General features: G+C 70.2%; 14 protein-coding genes. 8 read left to right on the top strand and 6 right to left on the bottom strand.

Annotated elements, in window-relative coordinates; translation table 11 throughout:
* Nucleotides 1-7: 7 nt before the first annotated feature.
* On the bottom strand, nucleotides 8-919 hold the full coding sequence (locus NS4_RS19880) for an inositol monophosphatase family protein (protein ID WP_084487526.1): 912 nt from the start codon (nucleotides 917-919) through the stop codon (nucleotides 8-10).
* 208 nt (nucleotides 920-1,127) lie between these two features.
* On the opposite strand from NS4_RS19880, the gene ppgK reads away from it, so the two are divergent.
* Together ppgK and NS4_RS19870 are read left to right on the top strand one after the other, a co-directional pair.
* Nucleotides 1,128-1,886 carry a polyphosphate--glucose phosphotransferase gene (gene ppgK, locus NS4_RS19875; protein ID WP_063061030.1) on the top strand — a complete coding sequence of 253 codons (759 nt, stop codon included), beginning with the start codon at nucleotides 1,128-1,130 and terminating at the stop codon, nucleotides 1,884-1,886.
* A gap of 168 nt (nucleotides 1,887-2,054) precedes the next feature.
* The gene (locus tag NS4_RS19870; protein ID WP_063061029.1) at nucleotides 2,055-3,440 is read left to right on the top strand and encodes an RNA polymerase sigma factor; all 1,386 of its coding nucleotides are present in this window, start codon (nucleotides 2,055-2,057) and stop codon (nucleotides 3,438-3,440) included.
* 80 nt (nucleotides 3,441-3,520) lie between these two features.
* Here the strand turns inward: NS4_RS19870 and eutC are convergent, their stop codons facing one another.
* Entirely contained in the window at nucleotides 3,521-4,342 is an 822-nt protein-coding gene (gene eutC, locus NS4_RS19865; protein ID WP_063061028.1) for an ethanolamine ammonia-lyase subunit EutC, read from the bottom strand.
* Nucleotides 4,339-5,760: an ethanolamine ammonia-lyase subunit EutB gene (locus NS4_RS19860; protein WP_063061027.1), complete on the bottom strand. Its 1,422-nt coding sequence runs from the start codon at nucleotides 5,758-5,760 to the stop codon at nucleotides 4,339-4,341. The genes eutC and NS4_RS19860 overlap by 4 nt, the downstream gene beginning before the upstream one ends.
* A 379-nt stretch (nucleotides 5,761-6,139) precedes the next feature.
* Here NS4_RS19860 and NS4_RS19855 point away from each other — a divergent pair, with 379 nt between their 5' ends.
* Nucleotides 6,140-7,348, top strand: coding sequence for a sensor histidine kinase (locus tag NS4_RS19855; protein WP_063061026.1), 1,209 nt, complete (start codon nucleotides 6,140-6,142; stop codon nucleotides 7,346-7,348).
* Nucleotides 7,345-8,007, top strand: a complete 663-nt coding sequence (locus tag NS4_RS19850; RefSeq protein ID WP_063061025.1) for a response regulator — start codon at nucleotides 7,345-7,347, stop codon at nucleotides 8,005-8,007. The genes NS4_RS19855 and NS4_RS19850 overlap by 4 nt, the downstream gene beginning before the upstream one ends.
* Before the next feature lie 17 nt (nucleotides 8,008-8,024).
* Here NS4_RS19850 and NS4_RS19845 read toward each other — a convergent pair whose 3' ends face one another.
* Nucleotides 8,025-8,384 carry a DUF952 domain-containing protein gene (locus tag NS4_RS19845; RefSeq protein WP_063061024.1) on the bottom strand — a complete coding sequence of 120 codons (360 nt, stop codon included), beginning with the start codon at nucleotides 8,382-8,384 and terminating at the stop codon, nucleotides 8,025-8,027.
* A gap of 269 nt (nucleotides 8,385-8,653) precedes the next feature.
* Here NS4_RS19845 and NS4_RS33470 point away from each other — a divergent pair, with 269 nt between their 5' ends.
* Nucleotides 8,654-8,848, top strand: a complete 195-nt coding sequence (locus NS4_RS33470; RefSeq protein ID WP_030521621.1) for a DUF7455 domain-containing protein — start codon at nucleotides 8,654-8,656, stop codon at nucleotides 8,846-8,848.
* Between the two features lie 88 nt (nucleotides 8,849-8,936).
* Here NS4_RS33470 and NS4_RS19835 read toward each other — a convergent pair whose 3' ends face one another.
* Nucleotides 8,937-9,674, bottom strand: a complete 738-nt coding sequence (locus NS4_RS19835; protein WP_063061059.1) for a TetR/AcrR family transcriptional regulator — start codon at nucleotides 9,672-9,674, stop codon at nucleotides 8,937-8,939.
* A gap of 247 nt (nucleotides 9,675-9,921) precedes the next feature.
* On the opposite strand from NS4_RS19835, the gene NS4_RS19830 reads away from it, so the two are divergent.
* Nucleotides 9,922-11,673 (top strand): DEAD/DEAH box helicase, encoded by a 1,752-nt coding sequence (locus NS4_RS19830; protein WP_063061023.1) that lies wholly within the window; start codon nucleotides 9,922-9,924, stop codon nucleotides 11,671-11,673.
* Nucleotides 11,673-12,233 carry a hypothetical protein gene (locus tag NS4_RS19825; RefSeq protein ID WP_063061022.1) on the top strand — a complete coding sequence of 187 codons (561 nt, stop codon included), beginning with the start codon at nucleotides 11,673-11,675 and terminating at the stop codon, nucleotides 12,231-12,233. The genes NS4_RS19830 and NS4_RS19825 overlap by 1 nt, the downstream gene beginning before the upstream one ends.
* Nucleotides 12,234-12,295: 62 nt before the next feature.
* On the opposite strand, the gene NS4_RS19820 is transcribed toward NS4_RS19825, so the two are convergent.
* Complete coding sequence (locus NS4_RS19820) at nucleotides 12,296-14,038, bottom strand: DEAD/DEAH box helicase (RefSeq protein ID WP_084487535.1); 1,743 nt, start codon at nucleotides 14,036-14,038, stop codon at nucleotides 12,296-12,298.
* A 185-nt stretch (nucleotides 14,039-14,223) separates the two neighbouring features.
* Here NS4_RS19820 and NS4_RS19815 point away from each other — a divergent pair, with 185 nt between their 5' ends.
* Complete coding sequence (locus NS4_RS19815; protein WP_084487524.1) at nucleotides 14,224-15,324, top strand: YihY/virulence factor BrkB family protein; 1,101 nt, start codon at nucleotides 14,224-14,226, stop codon at nucleotides 15,322-15,324.
* Nucleotides 15,325-15,361 lie beyond the last annotated feature (37 nt).

The raw sequence follows: 15,361 nt of genomic DNA, 5'->3' as shown, positions 1-15,361 counted from the left end.
CCCGGAGTCAGTCCTGCGGGATCGGCGCGGCCACACCCAGGCGATCGAGCAGCGCGAACAGTTCGTCGGCGATGCCGGGCGCCGCGGCCACCACGAGTGCCCCCGCGGCGCCGGTCGTCGACAGCGAGGGCAGCCGCAGCACCGCCCCGGCCTCGGCCGCGATCAGCGCGCCGGCCGCCCAATCCCAGGGATTCAGCCCGTGTTCGTAGTGCGCGTCCACCCGCCCCTCGGCGACCATGCACAGATCCAGCGCGGCCGCGCCGATCCGGCGGATATCGCGCACATGTGGCAGCAGCTCGGCGACGCAGGCCGCTTGGCGGGTCCGCCGCGGGACCCCGTAGGCGAACCCGGTCGCGACCAGCGCCAGCTGCGTGGAGCGCACCGGGTTGCACCGTAACGGCCGATCGCGGCCGTCCGGGCCGATCCGCAGCGCCCCGAGGCCGGTGGCCGCGGTGTAGACCGTCGACGCGGCGACATCGGCGACCGCACCCGCGACCGGTCGTCCGCCGCGCACCGCGGCCACCGATACCGCATAGGCCGGAATCCCGTAGAGGAAGTTCACGGTGCCGTCGATCGGGTCGACCACCCACATCACCTCGTCGTCGGCCGCCGCGGCCGGATCGCCGCCCCCCTCTTCGCCGAGAATGTGGTCGCCGGGTCGCAGCCGGGCCAGTTCGTCGCGGATCAGCTGTTCGGTCTCGGTATCGACCACGGTGACCGGGTCGGTCGGGGTGCTCTTGGTGCGTACCGCGGCCTCGGTGGCCGAGGCAGAGGCGAAGACCTCGCGGCGGCGGGCCCGGACATGCGCGGCGGCGATACCGGCCAGATGGGCCGCGATCCGGCGCAGCACGGTGGCATCGGCGGGGGCGGGTTCGGTGGCAGCGGTGAGAGACCAAATCGATTCCGGCACGTCTTCCATCGCAGCACAGATCCTGCGGTGCGGTCATTCGGGCGCGCACATTACCCTTGTCGTGCACACCACACCGGCGGCGCGCGGCGGCGGAGGAGGCGGCGCGCCGCGGGTGGCCGGTCGACGCCGTCCGGATCTCCGCGCACGCGGCCGAGCCCACCCGGAAACCGGTGCGGCCCACCCCGACACCAGCCAGCACAGGGAACGAGGAACCCGCATGTCCGTTGGACGGCACGCGTTCGGTATCGATATCGGCGGTAGCGGCGTCAAGGGCGCCGCGGTCGATCTGGATACCGGGGCGCTCGTGCACGAGCGCATCAAGATCGCGACCCCGCATCCGTCCACCCCGGACGCGGTCGCGGCGGCCGTGGCCAAGTTGATCGAGACCGCGGGCTGGGACGGGCCGGTGGGCCTCACGCTGCCGTGCGTGGTCCTCGACGGTGTCGCGCACACCGCCGCCAATGTCGACAAGTCCTGGATCGGCACCGATGCCCGGGCCCTGTTCGCGACAGCACTCGGCGGTCGCGAGGTGACCGTGCTCAACGACGCCGATGCCGCGGGACTCGCCGAGGACCGCTACGGCGCCGCCCGCGATATCCACGGCCTCGTGCTCCTGCTCACCTTCGGTACCGGGATCGGCTCCGCGCTGCTCAACAACGGCTCGCTCGTCCCGAACACCGAACTCGGGCATCTGGAGATCGGCGGCATGGAAACCGAGCACCGGGCCGCCGCCTCGGTCAAGGAAAGGGAGAACCTCGACTATCCGGAGTGGGCGGCGCGGGTCAGTACCGTACTGAGCGGGCTGGAAGACCTCTTCTGGCCGACGGTGATCGTCGCCGGAGGCGGCATCAGCCGCGACGCCGACCAGTGGATTCCGCTGCTGACCAACCGCACCCGCGTGGTCCCGGCGAACTTGAAGAACACAGCGGGTATCGTCGGCGCGGCCATGGCGGTGGACGCCGGGATCACCCCCTGAGGTTGTCCACCGCACGGGCCAGTGCACACTGGTCGGATCGTTACAATGGAAGCACCCGGCGGTGAGCCGGACCCCCGACCGGCGTTTTAGCCGGTAAACCCGACAGACCGCTCCGCCGGAATACTACTCTGGCGTGACGCCGCACGAGACCGTCACGAAAGGGCGTACGTGGTAGCCACGAATACCCGTCAGACAGCCGAATCGGCCGACGCCGAGGCCACGGAAGTTCCCGCGGCACGCCCGGCCCGCAAGGCCGTGGCCAAGAAGGCCCCGGCGAAGAAGGCCGCTGCCAAGAAGGCTCCGGCCAAGAAGGCCGCTGCCAAGAAGGGAGCCGCCAAGAAGGCCCCGGCCAAGAAGGCGGGGAGCGCGGGCGCCCCTGGCTCGGGCGAGGAACAGCTCGACGACGATTCGCTGGATGTGGCGGATCTCGGCGATCTGGAGGTCTCCGAGGACGATCTCACCGACGAGGGCGACGATCTCGTCGCCGAGGCCGTCGAGGAGGAACCCGAGACCGAGGCGGCCGAGGACGGCACCTCCGAACCCACCGCGGCGGACAAGGCCTCCGGCGATTTCGTCTGGGACGAGGAGGAATCCGAGGCCCTGCGCCAGGCGCGCAAGGATGCCGAGCTGACCGCGTCCGCGGATTCGGTGCGGGCCTACCTCAAGCAGATCGGTAAGGTCGCGCTGCTCAACGCCGAGGAGGAGGTCGAACTCGCCAAGCGGATCGAGGCCGGGCTCTACGCGGCGGAGAAGATGCGCGAGTTCACCGAGGCCGGGGACAAGCTTCCCGTGGCCACCCGCCGCGATTTCAACTGGATCATCCGCGACGGCAACCGCGCCAAGAACCACCTGCTCGAGGCGAACCTGCGCCTGGTGGTGTCACTGGCCAAGCGCTACACCGGCCGCGGGATGGCGTTCCTGGACCTCATCCAGGAGGGCAACCTCGGCCTGATCCGCGCGGTCGAGAAGTTCGACTACACCAAGGGCTACAAGTTCTCCACCTACGCCACCTGGTGGATCCGGCAGGCGATCACCCGCGCCATGGCCGATCAGGCCCGCACCATCCGTATCCCGGTGCACATGGTGGAGGTCATCAACAAGCTCGGGCGTATCCAGCGCGAGCTGCTCCAGGATCTGGGCCGCGAGCCCACCCCGGAGGAACTGGCCAAGGAAATGGACATCACCCCGGAGAAGGTGCTGGAGATCCAGCAGTACGCCCGGGAGCCCATTTCGCTGGATCAGACCATCGGCGACGAGGGCGACAGCCAGCTCGGTGATTTCATCGAGGACTCCGAGGCCGTGGTCGCGGTGGACGCGGTCAGCTTCACCCTGTTGCAGGATCAGCTGCAGTCGGTACTGGAGACCCTGTCCGAACGTGAGGCGGGCGTGGTCCGGCTGCGGTTCGGCCTGACCGACGGTCAGCCGCGCACCCTGGACGAGATCGGTCAGGTCTACGGGGTGACCCGCGAGCGGATCCGCCAGATCGAATCCAAGACCATGAGCAAGCTCCGGCACCCCAGCCGGTCGCAGGTCCTGCGCGACTACCTGGACTGAGTCCGGGCAGCAGCCACACAACGGCCCCTGAACACGTGTGGAACCATCGGTTCCCACGGTGTCCAGGGGCCGTTGCGCGGCTATCCCGTTCCGCCATCCGGCAACCGGCCGGACGGCCCCGGCAGGATCGGGTCCCGGGACGTGTCCTTCAGCGTCACACCGGAGCGATCGAGCCGGTGGGCCCCGGCCACCAGGGCGGCGATGACCTCCGCCGCCCGGCGGTATCCCGTGCCTTCGGGTGGATGGATGTTCGATACGCAATTACGGTCGGCGTCGGTGCGACCGGGCCGGGGCCGGTGGGTCAGGTAGACCCCGAGACTGTCTGCCACCGAGAGGCCGGGACGTTCACCGATCAGCACCAGCACAGTCGTTACCCCCAGGGCGGCGCCGATATGGTCGCCCAGCGCCACCCGCGCCTGCGTCGCCACCACCGGCGGCGCGATCGACCAGCGCGGGCGCAGAACCTCCAGCAGCGCTGCGACAGTGGGCGGCCCGTGGGCGGTGAGCGCGCGAGCGGACAATCCATCGGCGAGTACCAGACCGATATCGGCGCCCGAGTGCGCGAGTCGCACCGGCCCGCCGTCCGCCGCGTCCGGGTCGACGCCCGGCAGCCGGCCGAGGTCGGGGCGGCGCAGATATTCGGCCCGGTCCCGGGCCCGGCTGGGGATATGGACCGGCTCGCCCACGCCGAGTTCGGCGAGCCGCGCGCACAGCGCCGGTACCTCGAGCGGGATGTGCACCGCATCGCGGGCGGCGGCGTGCGCGGCGGCGAACTCCAGGACGCGCCGGGTGGGCAGCGCGTCACCGGCCCGGCCCAAACCGATGCGTGCCTGGGTGAACGACCGCAATCCGGTCCAGAACGCCTGGCTGTCCGCAGGCGCCCGCTCCTCATCGGTGGTCATCGGCCCCCTGTCAGCGCGCGCAACGGCGATTCGGCCGGCGCCACCGGCAGCACCCGGCCGGTCTCGTCGAGCATCCCCAGCCGGTCCAGCCAGTGCGCGAACTCCGGGGCGGGCCGCAGTCCCAGCACCCGGCGGACGTAGAGCGCGTCGTGGAAACTCAGGCTCTGGTAGCCCAGCATCACATCGTCGGCGCCGGGGACCGCGATGACGAAGGCACATCCGGCGGCGCCGAGCAGAGTGAGCAGCGTATCCATATCGTCCTGGTCGGCTTCGGCGTGATTGGTGTAGCAGACGTCCACGCCCATCGGCAGGCCCAGCAACTTGCCGCAGAAATGATCCTCGAGGCCCGCCCGCACGATCTGTTTGCCGTCGTAGAGGTACTCCGGGCCGATGAACCCGACCACCGTGTTCACCAGCAGCGGCCGCAGCTCCCGGGCCACGGCGTAGGCGCGTGCCTCGAGGGTCTGCTGATCCACCGGTCTCCCACCTGTTCCCCGGTGCGCGTCGGCCGACAACGCCGACCCTTGACCGGTTTCCAGATACATCACATTGTCGCCGACGGTGCCACGCCGCAGCGACCGTCCGGCGTCGTTCGCTTCCCGCAGCAGCGCCAGGTTCACGCCGAACGCCGCATTGGCGGCCTCTGTACCGGCGACGGACTGGAAGACCAGGTCGACCGGCGCCCCGGCCGAGATCAGATCGATCGTGGTGGTGACATGGGCGAGCACGCACGACTGCGCCGGAATGTCGAAGCGGGTGCGGATATCGTCGAGCAGCGTGAGCAGATCCGCCGCGGCCCGCGGGGAGTCGGTGGCCGGGTTGATGCCGATCACGGCATCCCCGCAGCCCAGCAGCAGGCCGTCCAGGACGGCGGCGGCGATCCCGTCGCGGTCGTCGGTGGGGTGGTTGGGCTGTAACCGGGTGGCCAGGGCGCCGGGCGCCCCGATGGTGGTCCGGAACGCCGAGCTCACGCGGGCCGCGTGCGCGACAGCGATGAGGTCCTGATTGCGCATGATCTTGCTGACCGCGGCGGCCATCTCCGGGGTCAGTCCGGGCGCCAGCGCGCGCAGGGTGGCGGCCGGATCGGCGGATCCCTCGCCGGCCGCGATCGCCAGCAGCCGGTCCCGGAGCCCGCCGACCGTGAGCGCGGCGACCGGGCCGAACGCGGCGCGATCGTGGGCGTCCAGGATCAGCCGGGTCACTTCGTCGGTTTCGTAGGGGACCACCGGCTGCTCGAGGAACTCGGTGAGCGGAATATCGGCGAGCACCCATTGCGCGGCCGCTCGTTCGGCATCGGTGCCCGCGGCACATCCGGCCAGTTCGTCGCCGCTGCGCCGGGGCGTGGCCTTGGCCAGCACGTCGACGAGTCCGTCGAAGCGATAGTTCGTGCCGCCGAGGCGCTGGGTGTAGACCGTCATCCGGTTCCCGTCCGTCCGGGCCGCTGGGCTCGCCCGGCCGGTGGACGGTGTCCTGCGGACGGGTCGGCGCAGCGGCCGACATACACGGTGCCCCCGCAGATTACCGCCGCCGGGGGTTCCGCGCCCCGATCACCGGGAACTTCGCGAGACCACGGCCCGGCCGCGGCCGCAACGGGAAAGCAGACGGCTTCCCGGATGAAGTGACTCATTTCCCCGGCCATGCCCGACGTCCCCGCAACCGGCACCCGGACAGCGGAACCTCGGATACGGCGGCGACCCGCGTGCGCCACGAATCGTCCGGGCGCCTCGGCGTTTCGTACCGGCACCGCTCATCACTTCGACGGATCCGAGCCATGCATCGGTGTGCTGAGATGAACGGATGCAGCGGTGGTCGGCGTTATCGGCGACGACACGGGACGTCGTCGTGGCGGGCGGATGGTTCCTGTTCGGCGTGCTGCTGTACCTGGCCGGTTTCCATATGATGTTCGCTTCCGAAGCGCAGGCCGGACCGCTGTTGCCGCGGATCACGATCCTCGCGCTGGCGAGCGCGGTCCTGCTGGTGCGGCGCCGCGCGCCGATCACGGCGATGGTGCTGGGGCTGATCCCGCTGGTGATGGATCTCTCGCTCGGGCCGACACTGCCGGTGTGGCTGGTGTACACCGATCTCATCTACGCGGCCGTGGTGTACGGCACGCGACGCCAGATGCAGGGCGCCGTGGTGGCCTGGCTGGCGCTTTCCGCGACCGCGGCGGGGGTGGTACTGGCGGTCACCGGCGACTGGCGTCTGATGTCGCTGGCGCTGGTACTGGCGGCGGCCTTCGTCGGCACCTCGCTGTGGTGGGGTCTGACCGTCCGCGCGCACAAGGAGACCGCCGATGCCGAACGGGCCCGTGCTCGCGCCCTGTCGCTCGTCGCCGAACTGGACCGGCGGGCGGCAGTGGCCGACGAACGCAAGGCCATGGCCCGTGATCTGCACGATGTGATCGCCGGGCATCTGTCGGCCATCGCCCTGCAATCCGAAGCGGCACTGGGCAGCCTCGACGGCACCGCCGAGCCGCGGCTGGCCGGGGTGCTCGGCGCGATCCGCACCAACAGCGTCGAAGCGCTGCGGGAGATGCGGACGATGATCGGTCTGCTGCGCCGTGCGGACGACACCGATCAGACGACCGCGCCGGGGCGCCTGGCCCAGCTGCCCGGGCTGGTCACCGCGGCCCGGCAGGCAGGTATGCGGGTACGGGCCCGGCTGGATCTGGGCGAGACCGTACCGGCCGGGGCGGTGGACCAGGCGGCCTATCGCATCGTCCAGGAAGCGGTGACCAATGTGATGAAACACGCCCCCGGGCAGGAGGTCGATATCGACGTGTACAGCGAGTCCACGACACTGGTGCTGACGGTACGCAACCCGTTGACCGCCGGATCGCCGCCGACGCCGGAAACCGCCGCCGAATGCCGCGGCCTGTCGAACATGCGCGAACGCGCGGCCGCCCTCGGCGGTACGTTGCGAGCGGGGCCGCAGGCCGGCGCCTGGTGGGTACGGGCGCGGCTACCGCTGACCGCGGTGCCCGACACCGCGGGTGATCCGCGGTGACGATCCGGGTTCTCCTCGCCGATGATCACGCCGCGATCCGCGCCGGACTGCGCATGATCCTGGACGCCGCCGGCGATATCGAGGTCGTAGGCGAGGCCGCCGACGGCGAGGTCGCGGTGGCTCAGGCCCGGGCGCTGCGGCCGGATGTGGTGCTGATGGATGTGCGCATGCCGGGCGTGGACGGCATCACCGCGACCACCCGGGTGACCGGTGAGGGCCTGGCACGGGTGCTCGTCCTCACCACCTTCGACCTGGACGAGTACGTTTTCCGCAGCCTCCGCGCGGGCGCCTCCGGGTTCGTGCTGAAATCGGCGTCCGGGCCCGCGCTGGTCGACGCGGTCCGCGCGGTCGCCGCAGGCGAGGGGGTGCTCGCCCCGGAGGTCACCCGCGCGGTGATCGACGCCTTCGCCGGAACACCCTCCGGGCGGGGGCCAGAACCGCCACCGGGTATGGCCGAGCTCACCGGCCGGGAGAAGGAAGTGTTCGACTGCCTGGGCGGCGGGCTGTCCAACGCTCAGATCGCGGCGCGGCTGTTCATCAGCGAGACCACGGTCAAAACACATGTGTCACGGGTCCTCACCAAATTGGGGATGCGTTCGCGGGTGCAGGCCGCGATCCTGGCGCGCGAACTCGGCGACGGGGCCGCCGGACACCTGTAATCGAGGTCGGGCGCGACTCAGCCGGACAGCGGTACGAAGCGTCCGTCGGTGCCCGGGAGGTAGCTGTCCACCCCGATCACGGCCTCGACCGGCAGCGGACCGTACAGATGTGGGAAACGCAACGCCGGATCGTCGCTGGGCGCCCCTGGCTCCCAGCGCACCGGTGCCCCGAGCCGGTCCGGATCCAGACGCAGCAGCAGAAGGTCGCGCCGACCTGCGAAAAGACGGTTCGCGGGCAAATGCACCTGTTGTGGCGCGGAGAGATGAACGAAGCCCTCCGTCCGCAGCGAATCGGGCCGATGCGCACCATCTTGCCGGGCAAGTGCCCACTCACCGGGAGTGCAGAGGTGAACAAGGGTGTGAGTGTCACAGGGCACGGGTAACCTCCGATACACAACTCGACAGTCGGTACGGAGCAACGGCCCTACGTTTTCCACACCCGCCCCGCGGTGTTCGCCACAGGCGAAAACCGCTGGTCGTGTTAGGGAAAACACACTGGTTCCCCAGTGGGAACAAACCCGATGCCCCGAACGTCTGACAGAGTAGTTACACCACTGCTGGGAAGTAGCGGAAGCGAGCCCGCGGAGTGACCACGGGCCTCACACCAGGTGAACGGTATTGTGCCGGAAGCCAGGACGGAGGAGTCATGCCAGGAACCCTGACAAGCACCCCACTGACCGCGGTCGATCGCTGCGATCGCTGCGGGGCGGCTGCGCGTGTACGTGCCGTTCTGCCCGCAGGTGGCGAGTTGCTCTTCTGCCAGCACCACGCGAATGAACACATGGAACGACTGCGCGAACTCGACGCCGTGATCGACACGGAGTCCGCTCCCGCTCTCTGACCCGTCCTCGCGTCCGACACAACAGCATCGAACAACAGAACACCGTCTCCGTGACGGGCGACCGATCCGGTCGCCCGTCACGGGCGTTTCAACCGGGCAGGATGCCGTCGATCAAGCGTCGCAGCCCGTAATCGAAATCTCCGGCCGGGTCACCGGGCGCGTGATACAGCTCGCCGACGGCCGCGCCGACCCGGGTGGACAGCGGGAAATCGGCGGTCGGCATGACCTGCTCGAGCACCGGGCCGTACGCCGCCCACCAGTCGGCGTCGGATTGCTCGCGCACGCTGCGGGCCGCGGCGAGCGCGGTCCGGGCATTACCGGTCGCGAACTGCGACAGCACCGCGATCACCCGGTCCATCTCGATATCGTCGAGTCCCGCCCCGTCCACCGCCGCCAGGTGCCGCTCGTACCGCCGCGTCCGGCCGGGCCCCAGCACCATGCGCCAGGAGGGCACGTCGAACAGCCACGGATGGTTCAGGTATTCGTCCCGGATCTGCCGGGCGACGGCCACCAACCGGTCCCGCACGGGCAGGCCGGCGGGGATCGGGGCATCCTCCAGTGCGACCGCGTCCACCATCAGGACGGTGAGCGCGTCCTTGCTCGGCACGTAGGTGTACAGGCTCATCGGCCGCAATCCCAGTTCCGCGGCGACCGCGCGGACCGACACTTTCTCGTAGCCCTCGCGGTCCGCGAGGCCGACCGCCGCGGCCACCACCTCGTCGACGCTCACCGTCTGCCGGGGACCGCGGCCGCCGCGCCGAGGCGGCAGCTGGTGCCGCCACAGCAGTTCGAGCAGGACGCGGGCAGGATCGGGCGGATGGGTCACCGGCACCTCCGGCCGGCCGCAGCCGATAGGGCTCCCGGACGGCCCGGGTGCCGCGCTGCCGGCGGCGCATCGTCGCTGCTCATCGCATTCCCTTCACCACGTAGAGATACCGCTCGAGCACCGCGGGGTGCGTCCCGGAACAAATCCGGTGCGGTGCGCGTTGGTCCTAATACTCCGTACACTATACGCTGATCATTAGGGGTGCACGCTGCCGACCATCGAGACCACCTATCTGCCCGACCGTCACATGTTCGCCCTGTGGACCTGGACCGGCCGGGAACCCGGCTCTGCACCCACGGGAATCGGCGACACCGCGACCCTCGCCCTGGCCGTACCCGGCGGAACCCGGGCCCAGGCCCGTGCGGGAAGCATTACCGTGCAGGTGACTCCGGTCGACTGCGCGCTGGTGGACCCTGCCGGTCTCGCCGGTTTCACACCTGCCGATCCGGGCCACTCCACCCGCGCCTGGCAGGCGATCCTCGCCGGCGGACAAGCAGCACTCCCCCCTGCCGGGCACGCGTTCCCCAACGCGGCGGGGACCGCGATGCTCACCGGTGACCACGCCCGCTCCGTGCTCCACGACACCACGGCCGTCGCCGCCGGCCTGCGCAACGACCTGCGCACCGACCTACGGCCCTATCAGGTGCGCGGGATCGGCTGGTTACACGACACCGTCGCCCGCCACGGCGGGGCGATCCTCGCCGACGAGATGGGTCTGGGTAAAACCGTGCAAACCATCGGCCTGCTGCTGGGGCGGGCGGGCCAGGGTGCCCAACTGGTGGTGTGCCCGACCTCGCTGGTGGGCAACTGGGTACACGAGATACAGCGCTTCGCCCCCACCCTGCGGCCGATTGCCTGGCGGGGCGGCGAGATCGGCACCGCGGCCGGCGATATCGTCGTGACGGGCTATCCCGTGCTGCGGCTGCACGGTCACCGGCTGACCGGAAACGAGTGGGCGACGGTAATTTTCGACGAGGCCCAGGCGCTGAAGAATCCGCGCACACAGGTGTCCAAGGCGGCCCGGGCTCTCGATGCCGCGGCCGTCGTCGCCCTGACCGGTACCCCGGTGGAGAATCACCTCGACGAACTGTGGTCGCTGCTACACCTCGTGGCACCACGCCTTTTCGGGCATCGCGCCCAATTCCGCCGTCGCTTCGTCAAACCCATCGAACAGGGTTCGGCCACCGCGGCCGCGCGCCTGCAGGACGCGATCGAACCGGTCCTGCTCGCTCGCCGCAAAGCTCAGGTCGCCGCCGCGCTCCCGGCCAAGATCCACAACGACCTGCTGTGCGATCTCACCCCCGAACAGGAAAAACTCTACGACCAGTTGCTCGACCGCGCGGTCGCCGACGGCTTCGGTACCGGCACCCAGCGGCAGACCCGGGTGCTGGCGGCGCTCACCGCGCTGAAACAGGTGTGCAACCACCCCGGTCTGGTGGACGGCGATCAGGGTGAACTGGCAGGCCGCTCGGGAAAACTCGATCTGTGCACCGATATCGTCGCCGCCAATCTCGACAACGGCGCGCCGACGCTCATTTTCACCCAGTACCGGGCCACCGGTGACCTCCTGGTGCGGCATCTGGCCGAACAATTCGCGATCACCGCGCCCTTCTTCCACGGCGGGCTGACCCAGGCCGAACGTGCGGCGATCGTCACCCGGTTCCAGTCCCCCGGCGGACCACCGGTCCTGGTGCTCAGCCTGCGGGCCGCGGGTACCGGGCTCACCCTCACCCGCGCTGCCGATGTGATCCATTTCGACCGGTGGTGGAATCCCGCGGTCGAAGCCCAGGCCTCCGACCGGGTGCACCGGATCGGGCAGACCCGCACGGTCACCGTCACCACACTGACCTCGGCCACCACGGTCGAGGAACATATCGCGGGGATGCAACGCCGCAAATCCGCGCTCACCGAACTCGGCGATGGCAGCGGTATCGCCGACCTCGCCCGGCTCGACGACGAGCGGCTCCTGGAAGTGCTACGACGGAAGCGGGGAAACTGATGGCGGACAACGAATTCGGCTATACCCGCTGGGGGATGGACTGGGTCCGGCTGGCCGAGCCGCTAGGACAGACCCGCCCCGAACCGCTGCTCCCGCGGGCGCGCAGTATCGCCCGCAACGACGGGGTCCGGGCCGTGGTGGAAGGGCGTACCGTCCGCGCGCACATCCACCGCGGGGGCCAGGCGTCGGTCGTCCATCTCGAACTGGCACCGCTCACCCGGACCGCGCTCACGGCATTGTCGGCGATCGTCGGCACCGAACCCACCCTGCTGACCGACGAAATGCACGCGGCGGCCCTCGCGGCGGGCGTCTCGGTGGCCCCGGAACCCGCGGCGATCGACTGCTCGTGCAGCGCGCGCACCGCACGCTGCCTCCACGTGCTGGCCACGTTCTACGATCTCGCCCGCCGGGTGGACGAGGATCCGCGGCTGAGCCTGGATCTACAGGGGTTCGGCCACCCGGATCGCAGTGCCGCGCCGGGCGATTGCGGCGAGAAGTCGGAGACACCGCGCTGGATACCGCTCAACGCACTGGACCCCGCGATGTTCTTCGAAGTGTGAGCGCCGACGCCGAAGCGTTCGTGTGTCCGGCGAACCGGGCCGCCGATGCGGCCGCGGCGGGTTCACATCCGGCGCAGCGCGGCGATCCGCTCGCCGAGCTGGTCGGCAGTGGCCAGTGCGGTGGGCGGCCCGCCGCACTGGCGCCGGAGCTCGCCGTGGATCACCCCGTGTGGTTTACCGGTGCGGTGATGATGCATCGCGACCAGGCTGTTCAGCTCGCGCCGCAGTTCGCCCAATTTGTCGGCGGTCGCCACCCGCTCGGCGGCATCACCCGCTGCCGGGGACGCGGGAGCCGGTGCCTGCGGTTCGGCCCTGGACCGGTCGGCGATCTGCCGGGCCTGCCGCTCCCGCAGCAGCGCGCGCATCTGATCGGCATCGAGCAGACCGGGAATGCCCAGGTAGTCGGCTTCCTCGGCGCTGCCGGCGAATGTCGCGGTACCGAACGAGGATCCGTCGTAGATCACCTGGTCCAGTTCGGCGTCGGCGGCCAGCGGCACGAATGCCTTTTCCGCCTCGCCGGGTTCGTCCTGCTGCTTGTTCGCCTCGGCGAGCAGGTCGTCGTCGAGACCGTCCTTCTCGCGGTGCGGCTTCCCGATGACATGGTCGCGCTGGACCTCGAGCTGGGCCGCCAGGTCCAGCAGCACCGGAACCGAGGGCAGGAACACACTCGCGGTCTCGCCCGGCCGCCGGGCGCGGACGAAACGGCCGATGGCCTGGGCGAAATACAGCGGCGTCGAAGCGCTGGTGGCGTACACGCCGACAGCCAGCCGCGGGACGTCCACGCCCTCGGAGACCATCCGCACCGCGACCATCCACGGCTGGGTACCCGCGCTGAACTCGCCGATCCGGGCCGAGGATGTGGGATCGTCGGAGAGCACCAGCACCGGCCGGTTACCGGTGAGATGCTCGATCAGTTCCGCGTAGGCACGGGCCCGTTCCTGATCGGAGGCGATCACCAACCCGCCGGCATCGTGCATACCGCCCTCGCGCAGCTGCGCCAGCCGCATATCCGCCGCGCGCAGCACCGCGTAGATCCAGTCCCCTGCCGGATCCAGCGCGGTGCGCCAGGCCCGGGCGGTCTGCTCGGCGTTCAGCGGCTCGCCGAGCCGGGCGGTGTACTCCTCGCCCGCGCTGTCGCGCCAGTGCGCTTCGCCGGAATAGGCGAGGAACACCACCGGCCGCACGACCCCGTCGGCGAGCGCTTCGGTGTAGCCATAGCTGTGATCGGCCCGCGACCGCGGCAGCCCGGCCTCGTCGGGTTCGTAGGTGATGAACGGGATCTGACTGTCGTCGCTGCGGAACGGAGTGCCGGTGAGCGCCAGGCGGCGGGTGGCGTCACCGAACGCCTCGGCCACCGCGTCACCCCAGCTCTTGGAATCACCGGCGTGGTGGATCTCGTCCAGGATCACCAGGGTGCGCCGGTTCTCGGTGCGCACCCGGTGCTTGAACGGGTGCGCGGCGACCTGGGCGTAGGTGACCACCACGCCGTGATAGTCACCCGAGGTGCCGCCGGTGGTGTTGGAGAAGTTCGAATCCAACGCCAGTCCCGAGCGCGCCCCCGACGCGGCCCACTGATGTTTCAGATGTTCGGTCGGCGCCACCACGGTGACCTGGTCGACCGTACGATCGGCCAGCAGTTCCGCCGCTACCCGCAGCGCGAAGGTTGTCTTACCGGCCCCAGGGGTCGCCACAGCGAGGAAATCCCGGGGTTTGGTCGCCAGGTACCGGGTGAGCGCGCGCCGCTGCCACGCGCGCAGGGATGCGCCCGGAACCTCCGTCGCAATAGCACCGCTCGCATCGGTCACGGAGACAAACACTAGCGGCCGTGGCGGTGATGGTGCCAAACCGGCGCGGAGCGCGCGACGGGGGTCACACCTCGTGTGCGGCGGTTTCCGGGCGGGCTCGGTAACCGGCGATTCCGCCGGAGGACCCCGACACGTGGCCCGCCGCCGTACCGCCGGGCGCCCGGGTGCGCGATGCTGGACAGACCATGCACAGTTACGGACGCGAACCCGGCGCGGACCCGTCGGGCACCGCGTGGGCCCGGCGCGCCCTCGCCCAGATCGGCCGGCTGGTCGCCCGGGTGGCCGTCAAGGCCTGGGACGACTCGATTTTCGCGAAATCCGCCGCCGCCGCCTTCTGGCAGACCCTCTCGCTGGTACCGCTGCTGTTCGGCCTGCTGGGTGGGCTCGGCTACGTCAGCGGCCTCTTCGGACCGGACACCGTGGAGATCGTGGAATCGAAAGCGCTGACATTCAGTCGCGACCTGTTCAGTCAGAGTGTGGTCACCGATCTGATCGAACCGACGATCCGCGATGTACTCGGCCGTGGCCGGGCCGCGTTCGTCTCGGTGGGTTTCGTACTCTCGCTGTGGGCCGGGTCCTCGGCCATGGCCACCTTCGTCGACGCGATCGTGGAAGCGCACGGCCAGCAGGACGCCCGGAACCCGATCTGGCAGCGCATCTTCGCTCTGCTCCTCTACGTCCAGTTCCTGATCGCGGCGATCTTCATCCTGCCGCTCGTCGCGCTGGGCCCCGTACTCATCGGGCGGATACTGCCGGATTCGTGGCTGGAGCCGGGACTACGCCTGGTCGATACGTTCTACTACCCCGCGGTGGGGTTGCTGCTCATCGTCGGGCTGGCCACGCTGTACAAACTCGCGCTGCACAGTTCGCTGCCCTACCACCGGCTCTTCTGCGGCGCGCTGCTTGCGGCGGTGTTCTTCATGGCGGCCAGCGATATCCTGCGCCACTACCTGGCGCTGGTAACCCGGACCGGGGTGACCTACGGGGCCCTGGCCACCCCGATCGCCTTCCTGCTGTTCACATTCTTCCTGGGTTTCGCGGTGATCCTCGGCGCGGAATTCAACGCGGCGGTCCAGGAGTTCTGGCCGGCCCGCGCGACCCGGATGCAACAGTTCAAGGCATGGCTGGCCAAACGCCGCAGCGAAGCGCAGGGTGGGGCGGAGGCCGATCCGGCGGATCCGGGTTCACACCGGATCCCGCGCCGGCGCGGCGCGCGCCGCGGCGACGACCGCGGCCCGGAGGGCGGTTCCGCGGGCGGGCCGCCGGCTCCGCTGGTCACCCGCTGACCTGCCGCCCGACGCCCGATGCTCGGCGCGGCCGCTC

Source organism: Nocardia sienata NBRC 100364 (genome assembly GCF_001613205.1).
In the GTDB taxonomy this organism is placed as follows: domain Bacteria; phylum Actinomycetota; class Actinomycetes; order Mycobacteriales; family Mycobacteriaceae; genus Nocardia; species Nocardia sienata.
Note: the sequence above shows the minus strand (reverse complement) of the source record. Positions and strands in the feature narration are given on the sequence as shown.